This is a genomic window from Paracoccus sp. KKT209, from assembly GCF_055635455.1.
On the sequence record NZ_CM145758.1, the window covers coordinates 2,699,430 to 2,725,639 of the forward strand.

The 26,210-nt window shown below is 67.9% G+C and carries 24 protein-coding genes; 11 read left to right on the plus strand and 13 right to left on the minus strand.

Annotation, left to right across the window (positions count from 1 at the left end):
* Positions 1 to 203: 203 nt before the first annotated feature.
* Positions 204 to 719, plus strand: a complete 516-nt coding sequence (dalA, locus tag ACZ2G3_RS13355; RefSeq protein ID WP_470396509.1) for a divisome-associated lipoprotein DalA — start codon at positions 204 to 206, stop codon at positions 717 to 719.
* Between the two features lie 58 nt (positions 720 to 777).
* Here the strand turns inward: dalA and ACZ2G3_RS13360 are convergent, their stop codons facing one another.
* The 6 genes from ACZ2G3_RS13360 to hslO form a co-directional block, all read right to left on the minus strand.
* Complete coding sequence (locus ACZ2G3_RS13360) at positions 778 to 1,299, minus strand: L,D-transpeptidase family protein (RefSeq protein ID WP_470396510.1); 522 nt, start codon at positions 1,297 to 1,299, stop codon at positions 778 to 780.
* A gap of 63 nt (positions 1,300 to 1,362) precedes the next feature.
* The gene (locus ACZ2G3_RS13365) at positions 1,363 to 2,586 is read right to left on the minus strand and encodes a class I SAM-dependent RNA methyltransferase (RefSeq protein WP_470396511.1); all 1,224 of its coding nucleotides are present in this window, start codon (positions 2,584 to 2,586) and stop codon (positions 1,363 to 1,365) included.
* Entirely contained in the window at positions 2,583 to 4,427 is a 1,845-nt protein-coding gene (locus ACZ2G3_RS13370; RefSeq protein ID WP_470396512.1) for an ABC transporter ATP-binding protein, read from the minus strand. The genes ACZ2G3_RS13365 and ACZ2G3_RS13370 overlap by 4 nt, the downstream gene beginning before the upstream one ends.
* A complete protein-coding gene (locus tag ACZ2G3_RS13375; RefSeq protein WP_470396513.1) occupies positions 4,424 to 5,584 on the minus strand; it encodes a CCA tRNA nucleotidyltransferase in 1,161 nt (386 codons plus the stop codon). The genes ACZ2G3_RS13370 and ACZ2G3_RS13375 overlap by 4 nt, the downstream gene beginning before the upstream one ends.
* Positions 5,581 to 6,174 carry an NUDIX hydrolase gene (locus tag ACZ2G3_RS13380; protein WP_470396514.1) on the minus strand — a complete coding sequence of 198 codons (594 nt, stop codon included), beginning with the start codon at positions 6,172 to 6,174 and terminating at the stop codon, positions 5,581 to 5,583. The genes ACZ2G3_RS13375 and ACZ2G3_RS13380 overlap by 4 nt, the downstream gene beginning before the upstream one ends.
* Positions 6,171 to 7,193, minus strand: coding sequence for an Hsp33 family molecular chaperone HslO (gene hslO, locus ACZ2G3_RS13385; RefSeq protein WP_470396515.1), 1,023 nt, complete (start codon positions 7,191 to 7,193; stop codon positions 6,171 to 6,173). Before hslO ends, ACZ2G3_RS13380 begins: the two co-directional genes overlap by 4 nt.
* A gap of 159 nt (positions 7,194 to 7,352) precedes the next feature.
* Here hslO and ACZ2G3_RS13390 point away from each other — a divergent pair, with 159 nt between their 5' ends.
* Positions 7,353 to 7,793, plus strand: a complete 441-nt coding sequence (locus ACZ2G3_RS13390; protein WP_470396516.1) for an NUDIX domain-containing protein — start codon at positions 7,353 to 7,355, stop codon at positions 7,791 to 7,793.
* Between the two features lie 12 nt (positions 7,794 to 7,805).
* Here the strand turns inward: ACZ2G3_RS13390 and ACZ2G3_RS13395 are convergent, their stop codons facing one another.
* Both ACZ2G3_RS13395 and ilvA read right to left on the minus strand, forming a co-directional pair.
* Positions 7,806 to 9,095, minus strand: a complete 1,290-nt coding sequence (locus ACZ2G3_RS13395; RefSeq protein WP_470396518.1) for a PP2C family protein-serine/threonine phosphatase — start codon at positions 9,093 to 9,095, stop codon at positions 7,806 to 7,808.
* Positions 9,096 to 9,194: 99 nt separating this feature from the next.
* On the minus strand, positions 9,195 to 10,442 hold the full coding sequence (gene ilvA, locus ACZ2G3_RS13400; RefSeq protein WP_470396520.1) for a threonine ammonia-lyase IlvA: 1,248 nt from the start codon (positions 10,440 to 10,442) through the stop codon (positions 9,195 to 9,197).
* 151 nt (positions 10,443 to 10,593) lie between these two features.
* Here ilvA and ACZ2G3_RS13405 point away from each other — a divergent pair, with 151 nt between their 5' ends.
* A complete protein-coding gene (locus ACZ2G3_RS13405; protein WP_470399131.1) occupies positions 10,594 to 11,823 on the plus strand; it encodes an argininosuccinate synthase in 1,230 nt (409 codons plus the stop codon).
* A complete protein-coding gene (gene mog, locus ACZ2G3_RS13410; RefSeq protein ID WP_470396521.1) occupies positions 11,820 to 12,356 on the plus strand; it encodes a molybdopterin adenylyltransferase in 537 nt (178 codons plus the stop codon). Before ACZ2G3_RS13405 ends, mog begins: the two co-directional genes overlap by 4 nt.
* Before the next feature lie 18 nt (positions 12,357 to 12,374).
* On the opposite strand, the gene ubiG is transcribed toward mog, so the two are convergent.
* Positions 12,375 to 13,106 carry a bifunctional 2-polyprenyl-6-hydroxyphenol methylase/3-demethylubiquinol 3-O-methyltransferase UbiG gene (gene ubiG, locus ACZ2G3_RS13415; RefSeq protein ID WP_470396522.1) on the minus strand — a complete coding sequence of 244 codons (732 nt, stop codon included), beginning with the start codon at positions 13,104 to 13,106 and terminating at the stop codon, positions 12,375 to 12,377.
* A gap of 49 nt (positions 13,107 to 13,155) precedes the next feature.
* Between ubiG and pip the strand changes: the two genes are divergently transcribed.
* The 6 genes from pip (at position 13,156) to infB (ending at position 20,313) form a co-directional block, all read left to right on the plus strand.
* Positions 13,156 to 14,160 (plus strand): prolyl aminopeptidase, encoded by a 1,005-nt coding sequence (gene pip / locus ACZ2G3_RS13420; protein ID WP_470399133.1) that lies wholly within the window; start codon positions 13,156 to 13,158, stop codon positions 14,158 to 14,160.
* On the plus strand, positions 14,157 to 14,621 hold the full coding sequence (tspO, locus tag ACZ2G3_RS13425) for a tryptophan-rich sensory protein TspO (protein ID WP_470396523.1): 465 nt from the start codon (positions 14,157 to 14,159) through the stop codon (positions 14,619 to 14,621). Before pip ends, tspO begins: the two co-directional genes overlap by 4 nt.
* A 178-nt stretch (positions 14,622 to 14,799) precedes the next feature.
* Positions 14,800 to 15,423 carry a ribosome maturation factor RimP gene (rimP, locus tag ACZ2G3_RS13430; RefSeq protein WP_419270504.1) on the plus strand — a complete coding sequence of 208 codons (624 nt, stop codon included), beginning with the start codon at positions 14,800 to 14,802 and terminating at the stop codon, positions 15,421 to 15,423.
* Between the two features lie 3 nt (positions 15,424 to 15,426).
* On the plus strand, positions 15,427 to 17,109 hold the full coding sequence (gene nusA, locus ACZ2G3_RS13435; protein WP_419270419.1) for a transcription termination factor NusA: 1,683 nt from the start codon (positions 15,427 to 15,429) through the stop codon (positions 17,107 to 17,109).
* Positions 17,110 to 17,131: 22 nt separating this feature from the next.
* Positions 17,132 to 17,752 carry an RNA-binding protein gene (locus tag ACZ2G3_RS13440; RefSeq protein ID WP_470396525.1) on the plus strand — a complete coding sequence of 207 codons (621 nt, stop codon included), beginning with the start codon at positions 17,132 to 17,134 and terminating at the stop codon, positions 17,750 to 17,752.
* 8 nt (positions 17,753 to 17,760) lie between these two features.
* Positions 17,761 to 20,313, plus strand: coding sequence for a translation initiation factor IF-2 (gene infB, locus ACZ2G3_RS13445; protein ID WP_470396526.1), 2,553 nt, complete (start codon positions 17,761 to 17,763; stop codon positions 20,311 to 20,313).
* Positions 20,314 to 20,502: 189 nt separating this feature from the next.
* Here the strand turns inward: infB and ACZ2G3_RS13450 are convergent, their stop codons facing one another.
* The 4 genes from ACZ2G3_RS13450 to ACZ2G3_RS13465 all read right to left on the minus strand — a co-directional run bounded on the left by ACZ2G3_RS13450 (position 20,503) and on the right by ACZ2G3_RS13465 (position 23,244).
* Positions 20,503 to 20,631 carry a hypothetical protein gene (locus ACZ2G3_RS13450; RefSeq protein ID WP_419270422.1) on the minus strand — a complete coding sequence of 43 codons (129 nt, stop codon included), beginning with the start codon at positions 20,629 to 20,631 and terminating at the stop codon, positions 20,503 to 20,505.
* Positions 20,632 to 20,753: 122 nt separating this feature from the next.
* Entirely contained in the window at positions 20,754 to 21,146 is a 393-nt protein-coding gene (locus ACZ2G3_RS13455; RefSeq protein WP_470399134.1) for a (deoxy)nucleoside triphosphate pyrophosphohydrolase, read from the minus strand.
* A gap of 2 nt (positions 21,147 to 21,148) precedes the next feature.
* Positions 21,149 to 22,402, minus strand: coding sequence for a bifunctional glutamate N-acetyltransferase/amino-acid acetyltransferase ArgJ (gene argJ, locus ACZ2G3_RS13460; RefSeq protein WP_470396527.1), 1,254 nt, complete (start codon positions 22,400 to 22,402; stop codon positions 21,149 to 21,151).
* Entirely contained in the window at positions 22,402 to 23,244 is an 843-nt protein-coding gene (locus tag ACZ2G3_RS13465; RefSeq protein WP_470396528.1) for a peptidylprolyl isomerase, read from the minus strand. The genes argJ and ACZ2G3_RS13465 overlap by 1 nt, the downstream gene beginning before the upstream one ends.
* 206 nt (positions 23,245 to 23,450) lie before the next feature.
* Between ACZ2G3_RS13465 and secA the strand changes: the two genes are divergently transcribed.
* On the plus strand, positions 23,451 to 26,162 hold the full coding sequence (gene secA / locus ACZ2G3_RS13470; protein WP_470396529.1) for a preprotein translocase subunit SecA: 2,712 nt from the start codon (positions 23,451 to 23,453) through the stop codon (positions 26,160 to 26,162).
* Positions 26,163 to 26,210 lie beyond the last annotated feature (48 nt).

Genomic DNA, 26,210 nt, shown 5'->3' on the forward strand with positions numbered 1-26,210 from the left:
TCTCCGCTCTTGAGAGGCGGGGTTGATGCCCGTCAGGTCCGGGGGTGGCCGGAATATAGCGCCCCGCCAGATTCGCGGCAATTCATAGCACCCTGCGGATGCTGCGGTTGAACCACGCGCGCAACTCACGCAGAGTTGCGTTTGAAGCCTGGGCGCCCGTTCGATACACCTGCGCCAAATGGCCGATGAGGGGCACCAGAAACATGAGACTATTCAAGATCTTGCCGATGATCGCCATGATCTCGCTCGGCGCCTGCGCGCCGCGCTATCTGCAGAACCAGCCCCCGGTCATGCCGGTCGAGCAGCAGGCCCCGGCCCAGCCCGCCGTGCCCGACACCGCCGCGATCAGCGGGCGGGTGTTGCAGCAGATCAACACCCTGCGCGGCAATATCGGCCAGTCGGCCCTGGTCCCCAATCCGCAGCTGGATGCCGCGGCGCTGGCGCATTCGCGCGACATGTCCGCCCAGAACCGGGCCTGGCACTGGGGATCGGACGGATCCTCGCCGCTCGACCGGGCGCGGCGGCAGGGGTTCACCGGGACCCTGGTGGGGGAGAACATCTCGGAAAGCTACGAGAACGAGATGCAGACCCTGGCCGCCTGGATGAGCACCCGCGACACCCGCGACGTCATCATGGACCCCACGGCCACGCAGCTGGGCTTTGCCTGGTTCACCGAACCCTCGGGCAAGATCTGGTGGACGCTGCTGACCGCGCGCTGAGCGGACAGGAAAAAGCCCCGGTCGCGGCCGGGGCTTCGACACCACGCGGCAGCGCCTGTCAGGGATGGATCACGATCGGCGTGCCGGGGCTGAGCATCGCATAGATCTCCTCGATCTCCTCATCGGCCACGGCGATGCAGCCGGCCGTCCAGTCGCGCTGGCGCGGGAACAAGTTGTTGCCGTCGGGCCCGCGGCCATGGATGAAGATGTCGCCCCCCGGATGCCGGCCGTGGGATTCCGCAAAGGCGCGGTCGGCCGGGTTCGGATAGGAGACGCCGACCGACAGGTGATAGCGGCTGCGCGGGTTGAAGCGGTCCACGTAGTAGATGCCTTCGGGTGTCTTGCCGTCACCCTCGAACTGCTTGTGGCCCACGGGCTGGTTGCCCAGGCTGATGTCATAGGAGCGCACCACGGTCGAACCGCTCAGCAGATGCATGCGCCGCTCGCCCTTGTTGATCGACACCTGCGTGACCGGGGGGCCGGCATAGCGCGGGAACTTGGTGGCCTGTTGCGGCTTGCCACAGGCCGCCAGTAAGGCCAGCATCGAAATCGTGAAGGTCCGACGGGTCGTTCTGCTCATCACTGCCTCTGAAGCGTTCTTGATTTTTATGATCCCGGGATACCACAAGTCGCCCGGCCCTGCCTAGCTTCGCCTAAAATCCGCCACTATTTCGACATGCGGCGAAAAGCGGAACTGGTCGACCACCCAGAGCCCCTCCAGCCGATATCCCGCATCGGCCAGAATCCGCGCATCCCTTGCGAAATTGACCGGATCGCAGGCCACGAAGGCTACCACCGGCACCCCTGCGGCGGCCAGCTGATGGACCTGCGCCTCGGCCCCCGACCGTGGCGGATCTATCACGACAGCGTCAAAAGAGCGCAGCTCGTCGGGCAACAGCGGGCGCCGGGCCAGATCGCGCAGCTCGGTCGTGACCGCGTTCAGGCCGGTGGTGCCCCGCCAGGCCGAATCAAGCGCGGCCAGCGGCGCGGCAAGCCCCTCGACCGCATGGATCCGCGCGCCCTCCGCCAGGGGAAGGGAGAAGGTGCCGCAGCCCGAGAAGAGGTCCGAGACATTTCGGGCGCCTCCGACCGTCTGCCGCACCGCCGCCAGCAGCGCGGCCTCCCCTTCGGCCGTGGCCTGCAGGAAAGCGCCGGGGGGCGGGATGACCCGCGCCCTGCCCATCGGCAGGGCGGGCGCGCGGCGCGTGATCGACTGCCCGTCCCAGTCCAGCCGGGCCAGGTCGCCTTCCTCGGCCAGCGCCGCCAGCGCTTGGAACAGCGCCGCATCCATGGGCTTGCCGCCCCGGACCGCCAGGTCCAACCCCGCCGGCCCATGGATCACCGTGATGTCCAGTTCGGCCGCGCGCGAGGCCCCCGTCACCACGATCCTGCGCAGCAGCGGCAGTGCCGCGGTGATCTGGGGACGCATCACCTGGCATTCGGCCAGATCGACGATCACCTCCGAGGCGCGGGCGTGAAAGCCCACCAACGCGCCCTTCTTGGTCCGGCGCCCCGAGAGCACGGCCCGCCTGCGCGACTGCAGGGGCGAGACATGGACCTGCGGCACGGGGGCGGCGATGCCCTGCGCCGCCAGCGCCGTCTCGACCACCTGCCGTTTCCAGGCGGTGGTGAAGACATCCGAGGCATGCATCAGCGAACAGCCGCCGCAGGCGCGGTAATGCCCGCAGATCGCCCGCACCCGGTCGGGCGACGGGGTGACGATGCGGGGCGCGCCGATGCGGCCGTCGGCGGCCTCGCCCTCGACCACCTCTCCCGGGAGGGTCAGCGCGGCCAGCGCGCGGCCCGCCTCGCCCTGCGCGACGCCGTCGCCCTTGCGGCCCAGCCGCTCGATCACCCACCGGCTCATTCGGCGGCCTCCTCGGTGCCCAGAAAGCCCCCGGACTGCCGCGACCAATAGCGGGCATAGCGCCCGCCGCGGGCCAGCAATTCCTCATGGGCGCCCTGCTCGACGATCTGCCCGTCCTCCATCACGATGATCCGGTCCAGTTCGGCAATGGTGGACAGGCGATGCGCGATGGCCAGAACGGTCTTGCCCCGCATGGCGCGGGTCAGCGCCTCCTGAACCTGCGCCTCGACCTCGCTGTCCAAGGCGCTGGTCGCCTCGTCCAGGACCAGGATGGGCGCGTCCTTGAGGAAGGCGCGGGCCAGCGCGATCCGCTGGCGCTGGCCGCCCGACAGCTTGACCCCGCGTTCGCCCAGATGCGCGTCGTATCCCGTCCGCCCCGCATGGTCGCGCAGCGTCAGGATGAAGTCATGCGCCTCCGCCGCCCGGGCGGCGGCAACGATCTCGGCCTCGGTCGCGCCGGGCCGGCCGTAAAGGATGTTGTCGCGGGCCGAGCGGTTGAACATCGCGGTTTCCTGCGTGACCATCGCGATCTGGCGGCGCAGGCTTTCCTGCGTGACCTCGCGCAGGTCGTGGCCGTCGATGCGGATGCCCCCCCGCTCGACATCGTAAAGCCGCAGCAGCAGCGCGACCATCGTCGACTTGCCGGCCCCCGATGCGCCAACGATGCCGATCTTTTCGCCCGCCGCCACCTGCAGGACCATGTCGCGGATGCCGCCCTCGGTCCGGCCATAGGCGAAATCGACATGGTCGAACTCGATCCGGCCGCGGACCCGGTCCAGCACCCGGGCGCCGTGCCGGTCGGTCAGCGCATGGGGCGGAGACAGGGTCTTCATTCCGTCCTCGACCTCGCCGATATTGCCCCACATGCCCATCAGCGCCATGCTGACCCACCCGGTCATCTGGCTGAGACGCATGGCGATCGCGCCCGAGGCCGCCACGTCGCCCACGCTGGCCGCGCCCTGGCGCCACAGCATGATCGTGCCGCCGACCAGGATCACCGGCAGGATGCCGGCCACGACCATCAGCGACAGCCGGAACCAGGTCGAGACGACGCCGAAGTCCAGCGCACGTTCCCGGAACCCCGCCATGGCGCCCAGTGCCGCCTGATCCTCGTGATCGGCATGGGCGAACAGCTTGACCGTCTTGATGTTGGTGATCGTGTCGACCACCTGCCCGGTCACGTTGGCGCGGGCCGAGGCGCGCGCGCCCGACTTGGCGCGGATCCGGGGCAGGAAGAACCGGATCAGGAAGAAATAAGCCGCCAGCCAGACCAGCAGCGCCACCGCGCCCCAACCATCCACCGCCAGCAGGAAGGCCGCAGAGCCGATGACCGAGGCCAGCGCGAAGGCCACCACGTTCACCATCTCGGACGCGACATCGGTGACCGCCCGCGCGGTCTGCATCTGCTTTTGCGCCAGACGTCCGGCGAAGTCGTTGTCGAAAAAGGTCACCGCATGGCCCATCGTCCAGCGGTGCAACCGCGACAGGACCAAGGGCAGGATGTTCGGCCCGATGATCACGTTCGAACTGGCCGTCGACAGGCCGAAAATTGCCGGGCGGATCAGCAGGAAGAAGCCCGCGAACAGCAGGACCGATCCCCAGTTCTGCTCCCAGAAGCTGCCGGGGGCACTGGAGGCGACGGCATCCACGACCATCCCCAGCAGCATCGCCGAGACGACATCGGCCGCCCCGCCCAGGGCCGAGGCGACGGCGGCGAAACCCAGCCCCTTCCAGGCGCCCGACAGGCACCAGCGGAAGAAGGCCAGCAGCGTCGCGGGCGGTGCACCGTCGGCGGGGCGAAAGGCATCGACCATGCGTCCAAAGCGGGAATGCAGGCTCATGGCGTCTCCTCCTGGGCCAGCAGGGCCATGTCGATGAGCGCGGGGGCGGGCAGTGAAAAGCCCGAGGCGATCCAGGCCGCCTCGGCCGCCTGGAGCCCGCGGCCAAGGGCGGGACCCGTCAGCGGTGCCAGGTCGGCCGCGGCGATGGGCAGGGTGGCAGCGGCGGCGGTGTCGATCCGGTCGCGCCAGCCTTCGGGCAGCGGATGGCCAACGGCGGCCCGCAGCAGGGCGTGATGGACCCCAAGTTCAGGCCCGAGCCGATAGGCGGCCTCGTCCAAAGACCAGCCCTTGGCCTGCGCCTCGCGCAGCCTCTCCTGAACGCGCGCCTCGGCCCGCGACAGGCGCAGCGCTTCGCCGCAATCGGTGGCGGACAGTGCCGCCAGTCGGCGCGTCCAAGCCGGGGGCAGCCCGTTTTCGACTGCCAGTAGCGCGGCCAGCGCATCGGGCCGGGCATCCGGCAGGACCATCGGCAGGACGCCCGTCTCCGCCATCAGCGCCACGGCAGGGCCGGGATCGGCAGCATCCAGCAGCTTCCTCATCTCGGCCCCGATCCGCTCGCGCGCAATGCGGGCCAGCCCCTGACGATGGGCGGCACAGGCTGTCACCGCCTGCGGATCGGCCTGCCGCCCATAGCGCGCCAGGAACCGGAAAAAGCGCAGGATCCGCAGGTAATCCTCGCGGATGCGCTGGTCCGGATCGCCCACGAAGCGCAGGCGGCGCGCCCACAGGTCCGGCAGGCCGCCCATCGGGTCGATGACGCGGCCGGCGGGATCGGCGTATAGGGCATTGATCGTGAAATCGCGGCGCGCGGCATCCTCGGCCAGATCGGTCGAAAAGGCGACGACGGCATGGCGCCCGTCGGTGCTGACATCGCGGCGAAAGGTCGTCACCTCAAAGCCGCGGCGCGCGGCCACGACCGTCACGGTGCCGTGGTCGATCCCGGTCGGCACCGGCCGCAGGCCCGCCGCCTTGGCCAGCGCGACCGTCTGTTCGGGCGTGGCATCGGTGGCGATGTCGATATCGTCCACGGCCTCTCCCAGCAGGGCGTTCCGCACCGCGCCGCCGACCAGATAGGCGCGGTTGCCCTGCGCCTGCAGCGCCCGCAACACCTGCTGCAGCGCATCGTCAGACAGGATCTGGTCGGGCAGCCGGGTCACGGATGCAACCTGCGTGCCAGGCCCAGCAGGATCCGCGCAGTGGCGCCCCAGAGGTAGTAGGGCCCGAAGGGGGCTGCGTGATAGCTGCGCCACCCGCCGCGCCAGCGCCGCCGCTCGATCCGGTAGCGGGAGGGATCGGCGACATGGCCGAAGGGCAGGAAGAACGCCTCCTCGACCTCGCCAGCCTCGGGTACGGGAACATAAGCGCCGTCGATCACGCCCAGAACCGGGGTGACGGAAAAGCCAGTGACCGTCCGATGCGGCGGAAGACAACCCAGCAGGCGCACCTGCGCGGGGTCCAGCCCCACCTCCTCGCGCGCCTCGCGCAGGGCGGCGGCGACAGCATCGGCATCCCCCGGTTCGACCTTGCCGCCTGGCAGCGCGATCTGACCCGGATGATGGCGCAGGCCCGAGCCGCGCTTGGTCAGCAGCAGCCGGCCGTCCTCGGCGCGAAAGGCCGCCAGCACCCCCGCCGGACGCAGCGGCGCCTCCGGCGGGGACACTTCGGGGTTCAGGTCATAGTCCGAACTGGGTCCGGCCGCCGTCCGCAGCGCTTCGTGCAGCCGGGCCTCGGACCAGTCGCCGGTCACTCGGCCGCCTTGTCGCTGCTGTCCAGCGGGTGCCCCTCGGCGTCGATCGTCGCCTCGAAGCCCAGGCTGCGCGGATCGAACTCGTAATGCGCGCCGCAGAACTGGCAGTCGGCGGTCACGATCCCCGCCTCGGTCGTCATATGGGCGATGTCCTTGGCTGAATAGATCGAGAGCGTGTTCCGCACCCGGTCGGCGGTGCAGGAACAGCCGAACTCCACCCGCTGCGCCTCGAAGACGCGGGGAGCTTCCTCGTGGAACAGGCGCAGAAGCAGGTCGGTGGGGCCCACCGTGGGGCCGATCAGCTCCAGCGTCTCGACCGTGTCCAGCAGGATGTTCGCCCGGTTCCAGTCCTCGGATTCCGCACCCTGCAGGATGTCGGCCGCGGCGATCAGCCCGCCCTCTCCCGTCCCGCCTTCGGCCGGCATCATGGGCTGTGCGGGCAGCGTCTGCAGCATCACGCCGCCGGCGCGCCAATGCGGCCCCTCGCCCGCGACATGGGACAGACCCGAGGACAGCTGGAACCGCGAGGGCAGCTGTTCGGACTGCGCGAAATAGGCCTGCGCACAGGCCGCAAGCGACCCCCCGGCCAGGGGCGTGATCCCCTGATAGGGGGTGCTGCCGGATCCCTGGTCGATCAGGATGGCAAAATATCCCTCGCCGATCTGCTCGAAAGGCGTGCGGCCGTCCAGACGCTCGGGGTCAAAGCTGGCCCAGGCCCGGATGCGGGCAGGCGCGTCGGCGGTTTCGGGGGCGAAATAATCCGCCGCGATGGTGCGCACGGCCCCGTTCCCCCGCACCTGCAGGCTCAGCTTCCAGCGCAGCTTGATGGTCGGCCCGATCAGCGCCGTCAGCAGCGCCACCTCGGCCACAAGGGCGCTGACGACAGGCGGGTAATCGTGGCGCGACAGGACATGATCCAGCACGCCGTCTAGCCGCGCGACGCGGCCGCGGATGTCCGAACGGTCCAGTTGGAAGGGCAGGATGGTGTCATCCCAGGCGATCTGGTTGATCTTGTTCATCTGTGATCCTTGAAGTCGCGGGGGCGCCGAGGGGGGTCGGGCCGGGTTGCGCCCAATATAGGGGATTTCCCGGCGATCCCAAGGGGGCCCGCGCGGCCGGTGGCTTCCGCCGCGGTGCGCGGCGGGTTATGACCCGGGCATCGACAGGGAGGTGCCGGCATGACCCCGCGCTTTGGACAACCGCCGCTTGACGGGCGCCGCTATCGCCGCAGGCCCGGCGCCTATGCCATCCTGTGGCGCGACGGGCGGCTGCTGCTGACCCATCAGCAGGCGCCAGTTCCCGAATATCAGCTTCCCGGCGGGGGCGTCGATCCCGGCGAATCCTCCTTGGCCGCGCTGCACCGCGAGGTGGCGGAGGAAACCGGCTGGAGCATCGGCGCGCCCCGGCTGCTGGGCAGCTACCGGCGGTTCTGCTACATGCCCGATTACGGCATGCATGCGGAAAAGCTGTGCCTGATCTGGACGGCGCGGCCCGTCCTGCGCCGCGGCGATCCGACCGAGCCGAGCCATAGCGCGCACTGGATGACCCCGCGGCAGGCGCTGTCGGCGCTGGTCGATCCCGGATCGTGTCACGCACTGCGCATGTGGATTTCCCGCTGAAGGGTCGTGGCACTAGTCGCCCATGCGGATCAGCTTGCCTTCGCCCCGGAACTCGACAAGCACCGCGGACATGTCGTCCAGCCGCTCGCCCCGGCAATATTCCGACACCGACCAGGCCATCGACTCGAGGAAGGAATGCCCGTTGAGGAAGGCGTTGGTGCGCATCACCGCCTCCAACCCCTCGTTGCCCAGTTGCCGGCCACTGGGGGTTTCCGCCTCGGTGATGCCGTCCGAGGTGATCAGCAGTCGGTCGCCCGGCCCGAGCGTCAGATCGATTTCATCGAAGAGGGCATTTTCAAAGACCCCGATCGGCATGCCGCCGCGACCCAGATGGGTGATGGCCCCATCGGCGCGCTGCAGGACCGGATGCGGGTGGCCGGCCTGGACCATCCGCAGATGGCCGGTGACGTAATTCAGTTCGCCATAGATCATGGTGAAGTAGCTGTCGGTGTTCATCTCCTCCAGCATCATGTTGTTGAAGAAATGGGCCAAGGCCACCGGTCCTGCCGCATCCGCCCCGCTCTGCGCCCCGCGCAGCGCGACGTTCTGGTCCGACGAGCCCGACAGATGCACCGAGAGCTGCGCCGTCAGCAGCGCCGCCGTGACGCCATGGCCCGACACGTCCAGCGCATAAAGCCCGATGCGGTCCGCGCCGATCGGGAAGAACCCGACCAGGTCGCCGCCGATATGGCCGGCCGGACGCAGAAGCAGGCTGATCTCGGCCGGACCGAAGCGGCCCGACCTTTCCCGGACCAGGCCCTGCTGCAGCTTGCGGGCCTCCCGCAGGTCGCGCTCGATGGCGGCCTGCGTCTCGCTCAGCTGCGCCAGCGCCTGCCGCAGCTGGACGTTGCTGGCGCGCAGCTCCTCCTCGATGCGCAGGATGCGTTCGCCCGCCGCCAGCCGGGCCATCAGTTCCTGCGGCAGGATCGGCAGCGCCAGGAAATCATCCGCCCCGGCGTCCAGGCCTTCCTTGATGTCGGTGTCGTCCTTGCCCTCCGCCAGCAGGACCAGGTAGCCATAGCTGGCGCGTTGCAGCTTGCGGAAGGCGGCGCAGAATTCGGGACCCGACATGCCCGGCATGGCCCAGTCCGACAGGATCAGGTCGGGCGACAGCTGTCCGCAGAGTGCCAGCGCCTCGCTCCCGTCGCGGGCCTCGGCCACGAGGTAGCCGCCCCGCCGCAGCATGGCCGAGACCGACCTGCGGCGCGCGGCGTTGCCGGCCACCAGCAGCACCGTCCGGCGCGGAGGCGGCGGGGCATCGGAAGATTTGGACGGGGGACGGATACGATTCGCGGGTTTCATGACCTGATCTCTAGCGCCACCGGCCTAAAGATCAGGTAAATCCGAATACAGCAGACAATTAAACTTCAACACATGAGGGGCCCCCGCGACCCCCCGGCGTCAAACCAGCAGTTCCGACAGGATACCGTCATTGGTGATGTCGCGATAGGCAAAGCCCGACTGGTCCAGCCGCGCCATCAGCGCCGTCAGGTTGGCGGGCGCCGCGGTCTCGATCCCGATCAGCACCGAGCCGAAGTTGCGGGCCGACTTCTTGAGATATTCAAAGCGCGCGATGTCGTCCTGCGGTCCCAACAGATCCAGGAAATCGCGCAGCGCGCCGGGTCGCTGCGGCATGCGCAGGACGAAGTACTTCTTCAGGCCCTGGAAGCGTTGGGCGCGTTCCTTGACCTCGGGCAGGCGCTCGAAGTCGAAATTGCCGCCTGAACAGACCGCGACCACCGTCTTGCCGGACAGATCGCCCAAGTCACCCAGCACGTCCAGCGCCAGTGCGCCCGCGGGTTCCAGCACGACGCCTTCCGTGTTCAGCATCTCCAGCATGGTGCGGCAGATGCGGTCCTCGGGGGCCAAGAACACGTCGGCGGGCGCAAAGCGCGACAGTGCCTCGAAGGGCAGCGCGCCGATGCGGGCCACGGCGGCGCCGTCGACGAAGCTGTCCACGGCGGGCAGCGCGACCGGCGCGCCCGCCTCCAGCGCGGCCTTGAGGCTGGCGCCGCCCAGGGGTTCGGCAAAGGCAAAACCTGCTTCGGGCGCCTCGGTCTGCAGATACCGGGTGACACCGGCCGACAGCCCGCCGCCGCCGACCGGCAGCACGACCAGGTCGGGCGCGCGGCCCAGTTGGGTCAGCATTTCGAGGGCGACGGTCGCCTGCCCCTCGATCACGTCGGGCGCGTCGAAGGGCGACAGGAACTGCGCGCCCTGTGCGACGCAGAACTCCTGCGCGGCGGCCAGGGTCTGGTCGAAATAGTCGCCCGTCAGCACGATCTCGATCGCGTCGCCGCCAAAGACGCGTGTCTTGTCGATCTTCTGCTTTGGGGTGGTCACCGGCATGAAGATCGTGCCGCGCGCGCCGAAATGGCGGCAGGCATAGGCCACGCCCTGCGCATGGTTGCCGGCACTGGCGCAGACGAAATGCGCCTGCGCGCCCTGCCCCGGCGTCACCAGCTTGCGCATGGCATTGAAGGCGCCGCGCAGCTTGTAGCTGCGCACGGGAGTCAGATCCTCGCGCTTGAGCCAAATGTCGGCGCCGTATTTGGCGGACAGATGATCGTTGCGCTGCAACGGGGTAGGCTCGAACAGGTCGCGAAGCGCGGCCTCGGCCTGACGGACGGAGGCGACAAAATTTTCCATGCCCCGCCCATGCCGCGAAAGCGTCGAATAAGCAAGCCTTCGCAAGGTGCAGGGGCGGCCCCGGGCGGCCCCGCGGCCAATCGGTCCTGCACCCTTGTGACACCGGAGAAATGGCCGTATTCCCCCGGAAACTTCGATGAAGGGTTACCGCATGTCCGACGCGCCGAAAAAAGTGGTCCTGGCCTATTCCGGGGGCCTCGACACCTCGATCATCCTGAAATGGCTGCAGACCGAATACGGCTGCGAGGTGATCACCTTCACGGCCGACCTGGGCCAGGGCGAGGAACTGGAGCCGGCGCGCGCCAAGGCCGAGATGCTGGGCATCGCGCCCGAGAACATCCACATCCTCGACGTGCGCGAGGAATTCGTGCGCGACTTCGTCTTCCCGATGTTCCGGGCCAATGCGCTCTACGAGGGGCTCTACCTGCTGGGCACGTCGATCGCGCGGCCGCTGATCTCGCAGCACCTGGTGCGGATCGCGCAGGAACATGGCGCGGATGCGGTGGCGCATGGCGCGACCGGCAAGGGCAACGACCAAGTCCGGTTCGAGCTGTCGGCCTATGCCCTGGACCCGTCGATCAAGGTGATCGCGCCCTGGCGTGAATGGGACCTGACCAGCCGCACCAAGCTGATCGAGTTCGCCGAGAAGAACCAGATCCCCATCGCCAAGGACAAGCGCGGCGAGGCGCCCTTCAGCGTGGACGCGAACCTGCTGCACACCTCGTCAGAGGGGAAGGCGCTGGAGAACCCGGCCGAGGCCGCGCCCGACTATGTCTATCAGCGCACCGTGAACCCCGAGGATGCGCCGAACACGCCCGAATTCATCGAGGTGACCTTCGAAAAGGGCGATGCGGTCGCGATCAACGGCGAGGCGATGTCGCCCGCCACGATCCTCACCCGGCTGAACGAGCTGGGCGGCCGGCACGGCATCGGCCGCCTGGATTTCGTGGAAAACCGCTTTGTCGGCATGAAGTCGCGCGGCATTTATGAAACCCCCGGCGGCACGGTCCTGCTGGAGGCTCATCGCGGGATCGAGCAGATCACGCTGGACAGCGGCGCGGGTCACCTCAAGGACTCGCTCATGCCGCGCTATGCCGAGCTGATCTATAACGGCTTCTGGTTCAGCCCCGAGCGCGAGATGCTGCAGGCGCTGATCGACAAGTCGCAGGAGCATGTGACCGGCACGGTGCGGCTGAAGCTCTACAAGGGTCTGGCGACCTGCGTGGGCCGCTGGTCGGATCATTCGCTCTACAGCGAGGCGCATGTCACCTTCGAGGACGATGCCGGCGCCTATGACCAGAAGGACGCGGCGGGCTTCATCCGCCTGAACGCGCTGCGCCTGAAGCTGATCGCCAACCGCAACGCCCGCGTGGCGAAATGACGGACGGGGCCGCCCGCATCGCCATCGTCACCGTCAGCGACCGGGCGTCGCGCGGCGAATACGAGGACAAGGGCGGCCCCGGCGCCGAGGATTGGCTGCGGGGTGTCGTCACCTCCCCCATGCAGATCGATCGTCACATCATCCCCGACGGCCGCGACATCGTGGCCGCCAAGCTGCGCGAATTGGCCGATGGCGGCACGGACCTGATCCTGGTGACCGGCGGCACCGGCCCCGCGCCGCGCGACCTGACGCCCGAGGCCGTGGCAGATGTCATGGACAAGGAACTTCCCGGTTTCGGCGAGGAGATGCGCCGCGCCTCGCTGCGCGAGGTCCCGACCGCGATCCTGTCGCGCCAGACCGCCGCGATCCGCGGGCAGAGCCTGATCATCACCATCCCGGGCAAGCCTTCGGCCATCGCCACCTGCCTGAACGCGGTCTTTGCCGCCGTTCCCTATTGCCTGGACCTGATGGGCGCCGCCCGGATCGAGACCGACCCGGCCAGGATCGCGGCCTTCCGGCCGAAATCCTCCTGATCCGGGCAGGCGCGAGGATTATCCCCGGCGCGCCGTCATGATGTAGTTCACCGACAGGTCGCGATCCGACAGGCGCCAGCCGAGGGTCAGCGGGTTGAAGACCATCCCGCGGCGATCGACCACCACCAGCCCCGCCGCATGCGCCTTGGCCGCAAGTTCATCGGGCGTGATGAAGCGGTTCCAGTCATGGGTGCCGCGCGGCAGCCAGCGCATGATCCATTCCGCCCCCAGGATCGCCGCGCCAAAGCTGCGGGCGGTGCGGTTCAGCGTGGACAGGATCACCAGGCCGCCGGGGCGCACCAGCCGCTGGCAGGTGGCGATGAAGGCGGCCGGGTCGGCCACATGCTCGACGATCTCCAGTGCCAGGACGACGTCGAAGACCTCGCCCGCGTCGGCCAACGCCTCGGCGGTCGTGGCGCGGTAATCGACCGCCAGCCCCTGCTGATCGGCATGGACCCGTGCCACGGCGATATTGCCCTCGGCGGCGTCGGCGCCGACCACCTCGGCCCCAAGCCGCGCCATCGGCTCGGCCACCAGCCCGCCGCCGCAGCCGATGTCCAGGACGCGCAGTCCCTGAAAGGGCCGCAGGTCGCGGCGGTCGCGCCCGAATTCCACCGCCACCTGGGTGGCGATATAGTCCAGCCGCAGCGGGTTCATCAGGTGCAGCGGGCGGAACTTGCCCTTGGGGTCCCACCATTCGGCGGCCATGGCCTCGAACTTGGCGATCTCGGCGGGGTCGATGCTGCTCATGCGGGCGGTCCTTCTGGCGGGCGGCGTCAACTGGCCTTATACTGGCAGGATGGACCGATTGGCAGGACAAATCTCCGCGTCACATGGCCGCCTTCACCCGGCGGCCGAACCCTTTGCGCGGCACATGATCGAGGTGGGCGACGGCCACAGCCTCTATGTCGAGGAATGCGGCAACCCCGAGGGACGTCCCGTCCTGGTGCTGCACGGCGGGCCGGGGGGCGGCTGCAGTCCCTTCATGCGGCGCTTTTTCGACCCCTCGCATTACCGCGTGGTGCTGTTCGACCAGCGGGGCTGCGGGCGGTCCCGTCCGACCGCCTCGGTCCATGCCAACACCACGCCGCACCTGATCGCCGACATCGCCCTGATCCGCGGCCACCTGGACATTCCGCGCTGGCTGCTGTTCGGCGGCAGCTGGGGCGCCACGCTGGCCCTGGCCTATGCGCAGGCCCATCCCGATCACGTCACCGGCCTGATCCTGCGCGGCGTCTTTCTGGGCACCCAGACCGAACTGGACTGGTTCTATGGCGGGGGTGCCGCGCGATTCTTTCCCGACCTCTGGGCGCAGTTCCAGGAGCCGATCCCGCAGGCCGAGCGCCATGACATGATCGGCGCCTATCACCGCCGGCTGTTCGACAGCGACCTGGGGCGGCAGGCGCGCTTTGCCCAGCCTTGGCTCATGTGGGAAAATGCGCTGGCGGGGCTGCAATCCTCGGCCGTCAGCCACGCGCCCGCGGAATATGCCCGCGCCTTTGCCCGGTTGGAGAATCACTATTTCACCCATGGCTGCTTTCTTCAGGAAGGCCAGCTTCTGCGCGACCGCCACCGCATCCAGCACCTGCCCGCCGTCATCGTGCAGGGCCGCTATGACATGGTCTGCCCGCCTGCCAGCGCCCATGCGCTGGCCCAGGACTGGAAGGACTGCGACCTGCGGCTGGTCCCGGCCTCGGGCCATGCCCTGTCCGAACCGCGCATCACTGCGGAACTGGTCACGGTCATGGACATGATCCGCGACGATGACCGCAACCGCGACCGCAGCCGGACCCCCGCCAGATGAGCCTGAACCTGTTCCTGATCTTCATCCTTGCCAGCGCCGCCGCCGCCGCGACCGGCGTGATCTTTCGCCCGGGCGCCTGGTATGACGGGCTGCGCAAGCCCGGCTTCACGCCCCCGAAATGGGCCTTTCCCGTGGCCTGGAGCGCGATCTACCTGCTGTCGGCCCTGGCCGCCGCGCGCGTGGCGCCCCTGCCCGGCGCCGGGCTGGCCCTGGCGCTGTGGGCGGCGCAGATCGCCCTGAACACGCTGTGGACGCCGGTCTTTTTCGGGGCGCGGCAGATCGCCCTGGGGATGGTGGTCATCGCGACGCTGCTGGTCACGGTCGCCAGCATGACCGTCACCTTCTGGCAGCTGGACGGGCTGGCCGGGCTGATGCTGCTGCCCTACTTGGCCTGGCTTTGCGTGGCGGCGGGGCTGAACTGGCGCATCTGGCGCGACAACCCTGGCGCGGCGGGGCGCTGAGTCCGCTTGCAATGGCGGGCCACCGGCGCTATATGCCACATCAACAGCGGTGCAGGCGTCCAAACCCTGCCCACCGGAACTTCCGCATGGGGCCCGCTGACGGCCCCTTTTTCATGTCCGAAAGGATCCCATGTCCGACGATCTGACCCCCGCGAACGATCAGCCCGCGACGCGTGACATGTCCGCGACGAACGACCTGATCGCCAAGACGCCCATCGACCGGCGCCTGGCCGAGATCATCGCCCCGGTGATCGAGGACCTGGGCTTCGAACTGGTGCGGGTCCGGCTGCAGGGCGGCAAGACCGCCACGCTGCAGATCATGGCCGACCGTCCCGAAGGCGGCATCAACGTGGACGATTGCGGCGACATCTCGACCGCCGTCAGCGCCACGCTGGATGTCGAGGACCCGATCGAGGACAACTATCACCTGGAGGTGTCCAGCCCCGGCATCGACCGGCCGCTGACGCGCCTGAAGGACTTTGCCACCTTCGAGGGCTACGAGGCGCGCATCGACCTGTCCCAGCCCATCGACGGGCGCAAGCGCTTCAAGGGGACGCTGGCCGGGGTCGAGGACCAGGAGATCCTGCTGAACATCGAGGACCAGGGTCAGACCCACACGATCGGCCTGCATTTCGACCTTTTGTCGGATGCGAAGCTGGTCCTGACGGACGAGCTGATCAAGGAAATGCTGCGTCAGAAGAAGGAAGCCGGGGTCGAGATCGACAACCTGGACGAAGCCGCCTTCGACGAGATCGAAACCGACGACAACGAAGGTGCCGACGGCACCGATTCCAAGGAGTGAGTGATGGCCATCACCTCTGCCAACCAGCTTGAACTGCTGCAGACGGCCGAAGCCGTTGCCCGCGAGAAGATGATCGAGCCCGAGCTGGTCATCGAAGCGATGGAGGACAGCCTCGCCCGTGCCGCCAAGTCGCGTTATGGCGCCGAGATGGACATCCGCGTCCGCATCGACCGCAAAACCGGCAACGCCACGTTTACCCGCGTCCGCACCGTCGTCGAGGACGAGGCGCTGGAGAACTATCAGGCCGAATTCACCGTCGAGCAGGCCCGACCCTATTTCGAGCGCCCGCGCGATCCGGCCAATGCCTGGGTCCGCGACGGGAAGCGGGTGGAGGACTTTGCAGGCCGTCCGCAGGTCGGCGACACCTTCCAGGAGCAGGTGCCGCCGGTCGAACTGGGCCGCATCGCCGCGCAGTCGGCCAAGCAGGTGATCCTGCAGCGCGTCCGCGAGGCCGAGCGTGACCGCCAGTACGAGGAGTTCAAGGACCGCGCCGGCACCATCATCAACGGTGTCGTCAAGCGCGAGGAATACGGCAACATCATCGTCGACGTGGGCCGCGGCGAGGCGATCCTGCGCCGCAACGAGAAGATCGGCCGCGAAAGCTATCGCCCGAACGACCGCATCCGCGCCTATGTCAAGGACGTGCGCCGCGAGAACCGCGGTCCGCAGATCTTCCTGTCGCGCACCGACCCGCAGTTCATGGCCGAGCTGTTCAAGATGGAAGTGCCGGAAATCTATGACGGCGTCATCGAGATCAAGGCCGTGGCCCGCGACCCCGGTTCGCGCGCCAAGATCGCCGTGATCAGCTATGACAGCTCGATCGATCCGGTCGGCGCCTGCGTCGGCATGCGCGGCAGCCGCGTGCAGGCCGTTGTCGGCGAACTGCAGGGCGAAAAGATCGACATCATCCCGTGGAACGAGGACCAGGCGACCTTCCTGGTGAACGCCCTGCAGCCCGCCGAGGTCAGCAAGGTCGTCTTTGACGAGGAAGCCAACAAGATCGAGGTCGTCGTCCCCGACGAGCAGCTGTCCCTGGCGATCGGCCGTCGCGGCCAGAACGTGCGCCTGGCCAGCCAGCTGACCGGCCTGGACATCGACATCCTGACGGACGAGGAGGAATCCAAGCGTCGTCAGGCCGAGTTCAACAGCCGCACCGCCCTCTTCATGGAGGCGCTGGACCTGGACGAGTTCTTTGCCCAGCTGCTGGTGGCCGAAGGCTTCACGAACCTCGAAGAGGTCGCCTATGTGGACCAGGACGAGCTGCTGACCATCGACGGCGTTGACGAGGGCACCGCGGCCGAGCTGCAGGCCCGCGCCCGCGACGTGCTGGAGGCCAAGAACAAGGCCGCGCTGGAAGCCGCCCGCACGCTTGGCGCCGAGGACAGCCTCATTGAATTCGAGGGCCTCACTCCCCAGATGGTGGAGGCGCTGGCCAAGGACGGCATCAAGACGCTGGAAGACTTTGCCACCTGCGCCGACTGGGAACTGGCCGGCGGCTGGACCACGGTGAACGGGCAGCGCGTCAAGGACGAGGGCCTGCTGGAGCCTTTCGAGGTGTCCCTGGAAGAGGCGCAGACCTTGGTGATGACCGCGCGCGTGCTGCTGGGCTGGGTCGATCCCACCGAGCTGGAGCCCGAGGCCGACGGGGACGAACAGGACGACGACAACGAGGAGGCCGGGGTCTGAGCGCCCCGGTACTGTGCAAAGCTTGAGCCGTGGTGGACGTGACAAGGACCGGGACGACCCGGAACGCCGGTGCATCGTCACCAGCGAGGTGCAGCCCAAGCGCGGCCTGATCCGCTTTGTGATCGGCCCGGATGCGACGGTCGTGCCGGACCTGGCAGAAAAACTGCCGGGTCGCGGCATCTGGGTGTCGGCGGATCGTTCGGCGCTGGACAAGGCTGCGGCGAAGGGGCTGTTTTCCCGCGCCGCGCGTGCGCCGGTGACGGTGCCGCCGGGGCTGACCGATCTGGTCGAGGCCGGGGTGGCGCGCCGCGTCACTGACCTGGTGTCGCTGGCGCGCAAGACCGGCAAGGCCGTAGCGGGCTTCGAGAAGGTCAAGGGCTGGCTGGCCGAGGGGCGCGCCAAGGTGCTGCTTCAGGCCAGCGACGGGTCGGATCGCGGCAAGGGGAAGCTGTGGACGCCCACCGGCGGACGCTGGTTCGGCTGCCTGACCGCATCAGAATTGGGTTTGTCCTTTGGGCGCGATCATGTCATACACGGCGCGCTTGCGAAGGGTGGCCTGACGGACAAGGTAATCTTGGAAGCCGGTAGACTGACGGGTCTGCGCGGGCATGACGACGGCAATGCGGCCGTCGGGAAGGAATGAAGACGCAGATGAGCGACAAAGACGGAAAATCGACTTTGGGACTGGGCGGCAGCGGCCGCTCGGGACAGGTCAAGCAAAGCTTCAGCCACGGCCGCACCAAAAGCGTCGTCGTCGAAACCAAGCGCAAGCGCGTCGTGGTGCCCAAGGCAGCCGCGCCGATGACGGATGCCCAGAAAGAAAAGAACCCGCTGACCGCGCGCATGGCCGGCGATCCCTCCAAGCGTCCCGCCGGCATCTCCGATGCCGAGATGGAGCGCCGCCTGAAGGCCCTTGCCGCCGCCAAGGCGCGCGAGGCCGATGACGCCGCCAAGCGCCTGGCCGATGAAAAGGCCCGCGAGGAGGAGCGTGAGCGCCGCCGCGCCGAGATCGAGGCGAAGGCCCGCGAGGAGCGCGAGCGCGAGGAGGCCCAGAAGGCCAAGGCCATCGCCGAGGCGAATGCCATCCAAGACGCCGCCGACGAGGCCCGCCGCAAGGCAGAGCCGCGCCAGGAACGTCCCAAGCCCACGGCTGCCGCCAAGCCCGACACCCCAGATCAGGCCTCGATCGAGGCTGCCGCCTCGCGCGCCGAGACCAAGGGCGTGTCGGCCGGCGTCGCCCGCAAGACCGAGCGCGCCTCGGATCGTCCCGACCGCGACAAGGCCGCCAAGGCCAAGACCGACGACAACCGCCGCGGCGGCAAGCTGTCGCTGAACCAGGCGCTGAACGGCGAAGGCGGCCGCCAGCGCAGCATGGCGGCGATGAAGCGCAAGCAGGAACGCACTCGCCAGAAGGCGATGGGACAGTCGGCCCGTGCCGAAAAGCAGTTCCGCGAAGTGCGCCTGCCCGAAACCATCGTGGTGCAGGAGCTGGCCAACCGCATGACCGAACGCGCCGCCGACGTGGTCAAGGCGCTGATGAAGATGGGCATGATGGTCACCGCCAACCAGCCCATCGACGCCGACACCGCCGAACTGGTGATCGAGGAATTCGGCCACAAGGTTCTGCGCGTCAGCGACAGCGACGTGGAACAGGTCATCGCCGCAACGGCTGACCGAGACGAGGATCTGCAGCCGCGCCCGCCGATCATCACGATCATGGGCCACGTGGACCACGGCAAGACCTCGCTGCTGGACGCGATCCGCAAGGCCAATGTCGTGTCGGGCGAGGCCGGCGGCATCACCCAGCATATCGGCGCCTATCAGGTGACGACCGAGAGCGGCGCCGTGCTGTCCTTCCTGGACACGCCGGGCCACGCGGCCTTCACGTCGATGCGGGCCCGTGGCGCGCAGGTGACGGATATCGTGGTCCTAGTCGTCGCGGCGGATGATGCCGTGATGCCCCAGACCGTCGAGGCCATTAATCACGCCAAGGCGGCCAATGTGCCGATGATCGTGGCGATCAACAAGATCGACAAGCACGCGGCCGACCCGCAGAAGGTCCGCACGGACCTGCTGCAGCATGAGGTCGTTGTCGAGGCCATGTCCGGCGACGTGCAGGATGTCGAGGTTTCGGCCAAGACCGGCCTGGGCCTGGACAACCTGCTGGAGGCCATCGCCCTGCAGGCCGAGGTCATGGAACTGCGCGCCAACCCGAATCGTGCCGCACAGGGCGCGGTGATCGAGGCGCAGCTGGACGTGGGCCGCGGCCCCGTCGCCACCGTGCTGGTGCAGCACGGCACCCTGCGTCGCGGTGACATCTTCGTCGTGGGCGAGCAGTGGGGCAAGGTCCGCGCCCTGATCAACGACCAGGGCGACCGCGTCGAGGAGGCCGGGCCTTCGGTTCCCGTCGAGGTTCTGGGCCTGAACGGCACCCCCGAGGCCGGCGACGTGCTGAACGTGGTCGAGACCGAGGCCCAGGCCCGCGAGATCGCCGAGTTCCGCGCCCAGCAGACCAAGGACAAGCGCGCCGCAGCCGGTGCCGCTACCACGCTGGAGCAGATGATGGCCAAGGCCAAGGCGGACGTGAACGTGTCCGAACTGGCGGTTGTCCTCAAGGCCGACGTGCAGGGTTCGGCCGAGGCGATCGTGCAGGCTTTGGAAAAGGTCGGCAACGACGAGGTCCGCGTCCGCGTGCTGCATTACGGCGTGGGTGCGATCACCGAATCCGACATCGGCCTGGCCGAGGCATCGGGTGCCCCCGTCATCGGCTTCAACGTCCGGGCCAACGCGCCCGCCCGCAATGCCGCCAACCAGAAAGGGGTCGAGATCCGCTATTACTCGATCATCTACAACCTGGTGGACGACATCAAGGCGGCCGCATCCGGCATGCTGTCCAACGAGATCCGCGAGAACTTCATCGGCTATGCGACGATCAAGGAGGTCTTCAAGGTCACCGGCATCGGCAAGGTCGCCGGCTGCCTCGTCACCGAGGGCGTGGCCCGCAGGTCCGCCGGCGTCCGTCTGCTGCGCGAAAACGTCGTGGTCCACGAGGGCACGCTGAAGACGCTCAAGCGCTTCAAGGACGAGGTGAAGGAAGTCCAGTCCGGCCAGGAATGCGGCATGGCCTTCGAGAACTACGAGGATATCCGCCCGGGCGACGTCATCGAGATCTTCGAACGCGAAGAGGTTGAACGGACGCTGTAAGGCATCTGCAAGTGAACCAAGGGGCGGCCGATCTGGCCGCCCTTTTTCATGCGCGAATGCATTCGGGGTGCGTGACCTTCCCCTGCGGCATCGCTTCTGTGGCATCGCTCCATGAAAAAGGGCGGCCCCTCAAGGCCACCCTTTTTGTTATGCGCCGTTCCTGCTGTGCTCCCGTAGCAGCAGAGCGGCTCAGGCCCCGATGGGTTTTCCTTCGAAGGTGCGATCGCCGACACGGACAAGGATATTGCCGTTGGCCACTGCGCCTGCAAAGAAACCCTGGATCGAGATGTAGCTTCCAATCGAGATGGTGCGAATCATGTCAAGCCCTCCTCTGCGCCATGATCTATGCTAGTCATGAAATGGTTAAAAAAGCGCTCTCAACCCGTTCAGCTAGGCGCTTTTCGGGCAGGATCGCAACGCAAAGCGTAAAATCTGCGACGTTATAGCCACATTTGCAGGATGGGAATCAGCGGTATGTCCGCCGCGGGCATGGGGTAATTGCGCAAATCAGAGGCACGTGCCCAAGCCAGCCGCTGGCCCTCGCGCGGCTGCACGATTCCCTGCCACTTGCGGCAGGCGTAAAGCGGCATCAGCAGGTGAAACGATTCGTAGGCATGGCTGGCGAAGGTCAGTGGCGCGAGGCAGCTTTTCCAGGTCTCGATGCCCAGCTCCTCGTGCAGCTCGCGGATCAGTGCGGCTTCCGGCGTCTCTCCGGGCTCGACCTTGCCGCCGGGAAACTCCCACAACCCGGCCATCGCCTTGCCCTCGGGGCGCTGTGCCAGAAGCACCCGCCCGTCGGGATCGATCAGCGCGACGGCCGACACCAGCACCATGTTCACGAACGGTAATCCGCGTTGATGTCGATATAGCCATGCGTCAGGTCGCAGGTCCACACGGTCCGTGCGCCCTGCCCCAGCCCCAGATCGACGGCGATCCGCAGCTCGGCGTTCTTCATGTAGGCGCTGGCGGCGGCCTCGTCATAGGCGGGCGCGCGCCAGCCGTTCTCGGCCAGCACCATGTCGCCGAACCGGATGGTCAGCCGGTCACGGTCGGCCTCGGCCCCCGACTTGCCCACCGCGGCGACGATGCGGCCCCAGTTGGCGTCCTCGCCCGCGACGGCGGTCTTGACCAGGGGCGAATTGGCGATGGACATCGCGACCCTGTGGGCATCGGCATCCGAGGTCGCGCCGGTGACGGCGACCTCCACGAATTTCGTGGCCCCCTCGCCGTCGCGCACGACCAGATGGGCCAGCTCGCGCATGACGCCGTGCAGCGCCTCGACAAAGGCGCGTCCGGCGGGGCCTTGCAGATCCGTGAGGGGGGCAGCCTTGGCCCGCCCGGTCGCCGCCAGGATCAGCGCGTCCGAGGTCGAGGTGTCGCTGTCCACCGTGATGGCATTGAAGGTGCTGTCCAGGCCCGACGACAGCGCCTGCTGCAACAGGTCGGCCGGCACCGCCGCGTCGGTGAAGACATAGACCAGCATCGTGGCCATGTCGGGGGCGATCATCCCCGAACCCTTGGCAATCCCGGCGATCCGGATCAGGCCGCCCTCGCCGTCGATCACGGCCGCCGCGCCCTTGGGAAAGGTGTCGGTGGTCATGATGGCGCGGGCGGCATCGGCCGCGCCGTTGTCCTGAAGCCCCGCCACCAGATCATCCACCACCGCCAGGACGCGATCATGGGGCAGCGGCTCTCCGATGACGCCGGTCGAGGAGGAAAAGACCCGCCCCTGCGGCAGGTCCAGGGCCCGGGCCACGGCGCCCGTGACCGCATCCACCGACTCCTGCCCCCGCGCGCCGGTAAAGGCATTCGCGTTGCCCGAATTGATGATGATCGCGGCCCCCTGCGGGGCCTCGCCGCCCTGCGCCAGCTTGGCCTGGTTGTCCAGCACACAGGCCGCCCGGGTCGAGGAACGCGTGAAGGCGCCCGCCACCGTGCTGCCCGGCGCGATGCGGATCAGCGTCACGTCGGTGCGGCCCTGGTACTTGATGCCGGCCGCCGCGCTGGCGAATTCGACGCCCTCGATCACCGGCAGGTCGGGAAAGGCGGCAGGCGCCAGAGGGGAGACGGGAAGTCCGGCCTTGCCCATCACTTGGCCTCCAGCAGGTCGGTGTCGTTCATCCGCGAGGGATCAACGCCCTCGGTCTTCTTGACCTCGGCCTCGCCGACCAGGCGCTCGATCTCGGCCTCGACCTTCTCGCGGCGGACCATCTGGGCCACCTGCTCGCGCACCTCGGCCAGGGGCGGGGCTTCACGCAGGCGGGTCTCGTTCAGCTTGATCACGTGCCAGCCGAACTCGGTCTGGACCGGATCCGAAACCGAACCGGGCTTCATCGCGGCGACCGCCTCGGCAAAGGGGGCGACCATCTGGTCGGCCGCGAACCAGCCCAGGTCGCCCCGGTTCGGACCCGAGGGGCCGGTCGAATGCTGTTCGGCCAGGTCGCCGAAATCGGCGCCGCCGTCCAGTTCGGTCTTGATCGACGCGGCCTCCTCCTCGGTCTCGACCAGGATGTGGGCGGCATTGAATTCCGGGACCGCCTCGGCCGTGCCGAACAGCCGGTCATAGGTCGCCTGCAGCTCGGCATCCGACGGCTCCAGCCCGGCCACCTGGGACACGGCGGCGGTGGCCAGCGTGTTGCGGCGCATCAGTTCCACCTGCGCACGCACGCCGGCCGTTTCCTCGGCGGCGGCGGCCACGGCGGTCTGGCGGATCAGCTGGTCCAGCATCATGTCCCACAGCGCCTGGTCGGGCAGGTTGGCCATGGCGGGGTCCTGCACGGACTGCTTCATGACGATCATCTGGCCCAGGGTGATCTCCTGTCCGCCGACCGTGGCGACCACGGTGTCGGCGCCTTCGCCTTGGGCAAAGGCGGGCGCGGACAGCATCGGCACCGCGATCAGCGCGGCTGCCAGAAACGACGGTCTGAACATGGATGGTCCTTTGCAGATCAGGGCGCGCGCCCCTGCGGGACCGGGCCAACATTGACAGTCAGGCGGGCGAAGCCTACATCCGCAGACAATCCGTGGAAGGCGCCGCCGCCGCGTTCGTTCAGGCCCCTGATACGGCAATGCGAGCGGTGCGGGCAAGTGGGCCGCAGGCGACCTGCCTTTCGCAACAACGTGATGGCGAAGGTAATATGATCGGTAATCTGGCAAAGATGGTCTTTGGCACGCCCAACGACCGCAAGGTCAAGGGCACTCGGCCGCTTGTGGCGCGCATCAATGCGCTGGAAGAGCAGTTCAAGGCGCTGAGCGATCAGGGTCTGATCGACAAGACCCGCGAATTCCAGGCCCGCGTGGCCCAAGGCGAGGATCTGGACGACATCCTGCCCGAGGCCTTCGCCAACTGCCGCGAGGGTGCCCGCCGCGCCTTGGGCCTGCGCGCCTTCGACGTGCAGCTGATGGGCGGGATCTTCCTGCACGAAGGCAACATCGCCGAGATGAAGACCGGCGAGGGCAAGACCCTGGTCGCGACCTTCCCCGCCTATCTGAACGCGCTGTCGGGCAAGGGCGTGCATGTCGTCACCGTGAACGATTATCTGGCCAAGCGCGACGCGGAATGGATGTCCAAGGTCTATGCCCAGCTGGGCATGACCTGCGGCGTGGTCGTTCCCTTCCAGCCCGAGGGCGAGAAGCGTCAGGCCTATGCCGCCGACGTGACCTATGCCACCAACAACGAGCTGGGATTTGACTACCTGCGCGACAACATGAAGGGCAGCGTGGCCGAGATGGTCCAGCGCGGCCACAATTTCGCGATCGTGGACGAGGTCGACAGCATCCTGATCGACGAGGCGCGGACGCCGCTGATCATTTCCGGGCCCAGCCAGGACCGGTCCGAGCTGTACCGCGTGCTGGACAAGTATGTCCCGATGCTGACCGACGAGCATTTCAAGCTGGACGAGAAGGCCCGCAACGCCACCTTCACCGAGGAAGGCAACGAGTTCCTGGAGACGCAGCTGCAGGCCGACGGCGTGCTGCCCGAGGGGCAGACCCTCTATGATCCGGAATCGACCACCATCGTCCACCACGTCAACCAGGCCCTGCGCGCCCACAAGCTGTTCCTGAAGGACCAGCACTACATGGTGCGCGACGGCGAGGTGATGCTGATCGACGAATTCACCGGCCGCATGATGAAGGGCCGCCGCCTGTCGGACGGGTTGCACCAAGCGATCGAGGCCAAGGAAGGCGTCGAGATCCAGCCCGAGAACGTGACCCTGGCCTCGGTCACCTTCCAGAACTACTTCCGGCTTTACGGGCGCCTGGCCGGCATGACCGGCACCGCCTCGACCGAGGCCGAGGAATTCGCCGAGATCTACAAGCTGGGCGTGGTCGAGGTGCCGACGAACCGCGGCATTGCCCGCCTGGACGAACATGACCGCGTCTATCGCACCGCGGCCGAGAAATACGCCGCCGTCATCGAGGCGATCAAGGAGGCCCATGCGAAGGGGCAGCCGACCCTGGTCGGCACCACCAGCATCGAAAAATCCGAGATGCTGTCGGCGATGCTGCAAAAGGACGGGGTCCCGCACAACGTCCTGAACGCCCGCCAGCACGAGGCCGAGGCGCAGATCGTGGCCGATGCCGGCAAGCCCGGCGCGGTGACCATCGCCACCAACATGGCCGGCCGCGGCACCGACATCCAGCTGGGCGGCAATGTCGAGATGAAGGTGATGGACGCGCTGAACGCCGATTCCGACGCCAATCCCGACCAGCTGCGCGCGCAGATCGAGGCGGAACATGCCGCCGACAAGGAAAAGGTCCTGGCGGCGGGCGGCCTGTTCGTCCTGGGCACCGAGCGGCACGAAAGCCGGCGCATCGACAACCAGCTGCGCGGCCGTTCGGGCCGCCAGGGGGATCCGGGGCGGTCGCTGTTCTTCCTGTCGCTGGACGACGACCTGATGCGGATCTTCGGCTCGGAACGCTTGGACAAGGTCCTGTCGACGCTTGGCATGAAGGAAGGCGAGGCGATCGTGCACCCTTGGGTGAACAAGTCGCTGGAACGCGCCCAGGCCAAGGTGGAGGGCCGCAACTTCGACATCCGCAAGCAGCTGCTGAAGTTCGACGACGTGATGAACGACCAGCGCAAGGCCATCTTCGGCCAGCGCCGCGAGATCATGGAAAGCGACGAGGTCGGCGAGATCACCGCCGACATGCGCCACCAGGTCATCGACGACCTGGTCGAGGATTTCATGCCCGCCCGCAGCTATGCCGACCAATGGGACAGCGAGGGCCTGCAGGCCGGCGTGCGCGAGCGGCTGAACATGAACCTGCCGATCAAGGACTGGGCCGCCGAGGAAGGCGTCGACCAGGAGGCGATGCGCGAGCGGATCACCGAGGCGACCGACCGCTACATGGCGGACAAGGCGCAGGCCTTTGGCGCGCAGAACATGGTCCAGATCGAAAAGCAGGTCCTGTTGCAGATGATCGACCAGAAATGGCGGGACCACCTGCTGACGCTGGAGCATCTGCGTTCGGTCGTGGGTTTTCGCGGCTATGCGCAGCGCGATCCGCTGTCGGAATACAAGACCGAGGGCTTCCAGCTGTTCGAGACCCTGCTGGACAGCCTGCGCTTTGACGTGACGCAGCGGCTGGCGCAGATCCGTCCGCTGACCGAGGCCGAGCGCGAGGACATGCTGCGCCAGATGGCCCAGCAGCAGCAGGCGGCGCAGGAGCACCTGACGATGGAGCACGGACCCGAGCGGCAGTCGGACGACGATGCCGATCGTCCCGCGCCGCGGGTCCAGGGCTTTGACGAGAACGACCCCTCGACCTGGGGCACGCCGTCGCGGAACGATCCCTGCCCCTGCGGGTCGGGGAACAAGTTCAAGCACTGCCACGGCGCGATCTGAGGCAGTCCGGGCCGCGGCCGCTTTCGCGGCGGCCGGGTGGGGGCTGTG

What these genes read in the sequence shown, in the direction of transcription:
- dalA (WP_470396509.1), top strand. Translation starts at nt 204, where the DNA reads ATGAGACTATTCAAGATCTTGCCGATGATCGCCATGATCTCGCTCGGC.
- ACZ2G3_RS13360 (WP_470396510.1), bottom strand. Translation starts at nt 1,299, where the DNA reads ATGAGCAGAACGACCCGTCGGACCTTCACGATTTCGATGCTGGCCTTA.
- ACZ2G3_RS13365 (WP_470396511.1), bottom strand. Translation starts at nt 2,586, where the DNA reads ATGAGCCGGTGGGTGATCGAGCGGCTGGGCCGCAAGGGCGACGGCGTC.
- ACZ2G3_RS13370 (WP_470396512.1), bottom strand. Translation starts at nt 4,427, where the DNA reads ATGAGCCTGCATTCCCGCTTTGGACGCATGGTCGATGCCTTTCGCCCC.
- hslO (WP_470396515.1), bottom strand. Translation starts at nt 7,193, where the DNA reads ATGAACAAGATCAACCAGATCGCCTGGGATGACACCATCCTGCCCTTC.
- ACZ2G3_RS13390 (WP_470396516.1), top strand. Translation starts at nt 7,353, where the DNA reads ATGACCCCGCGCTTTGGACAACCGCCGCTTGACGGGCGCCGCTATCGC.
- ACZ2G3_RS13395 (WP_470396518.1), bottom strand. Translation starts at nt 9,095, where the DNA reads ATGAAACCCGCGAATCGTATCCGTCCCCCGTCCAAATCTTCCGATGCC.
- ilvA (WP_470396520.1), bottom strand. Translation starts at nt 10,442, where the DNA reads ATGGAAAATTTTGTCGCCTCCGTCCGTCAGGCCGAGGCCGCGCTTCGC.
- ACZ2G3_RS13405 (WP_470399131.1), top strand. Translation starts at nt 10,594, where the DNA reads ATGTCCGACGCGCCGAAAAAAGTGGTCCTGGCCTATTCCGGGGGCCTC.
- mog (WP_470396521.1), top strand. Translation starts at nt 11,820, where the DNA reads ATGACGGACGGGGCCGCCCGCATCGCCATCGTCACCGTCAGCGACCGG.
- ubiG (WP_470396522.1), bottom strand. Translation starts at nt 13,106, where the DNA reads ATGAGCAGCATCGACCCCGCCGAGATCGCCAAGTTCGAGGCCATGGCC.
- pip (WP_470399133.1), top strand. Translation starts at nt 13,156, where the DNA reads ATGGACCGATTGGCAGGACAAATCTCCGCGTCACATGGCCGCCTTCAC.
- tspO (WP_470396523.1), top strand. Translation starts at nt 14,157, where the DNA reads ATGAGCCTGAACCTGTTCCTGATCTTCATCCTTGCCAGCGCCGCCGCC.
- rimP (WP_419270504.1), top strand. Translation starts at nt 14,800, where the DNA reads ATGTCCGCGACGAACGACCTGATCGCCAAGACGCCCATCGACCGGCGC.
- nusA (WP_419270419.1), top strand. Translation starts at nt 15,427, where the DNA reads ATGGCCATCACCTCTGCCAACCAGCTTGAACTGCTGCAGACGGCCGAA.
- infB (WP_470396526.1), top strand. Translation starts at nt 17,761, where the DNA reads ATGAGCGACAAAGACGGAAAATCGACTTTGGGACTGGGCGGCAGCGGC.
- ACZ2G3_RS13450 (WP_419270422.1), bottom strand. Translation starts at nt 20,631, where the DNA reads ATGATTCGCACCATCTCGATTGGAAGCTACATCTCGATCCAGGGTTTC.
- ACZ2G3_RS13455 (WP_470399134.1), bottom strand. Translation starts at nt 21,146, where the DNA reads ATGGTGCTGGTGTCGGCCGTCGCGCTGATCGATCCCGACGGGCGGGTG.
- argJ (WP_470396527.1), bottom strand. Translation starts at nt 22,402, where the DNA reads ATGGGCAAGGCCGGACTTCCCGTCTCCCCTCTGGCGCCTGCCGCCTTT.
- ACZ2G3_RS13465 (WP_470396528.1), bottom strand. Translation starts at nt 23,244, where the DNA reads ATGTTCAGACCGTCGTTTCTGGCAGCCGCGCTGATCGCGGTGCCGATG.
- secA (WP_470396529.1), top strand. Translation starts at nt 23,451, where the DNA reads ATGATCGGTAATCTGGCAAAGATGGTCTTTGGCACGCCCAACGACCGC.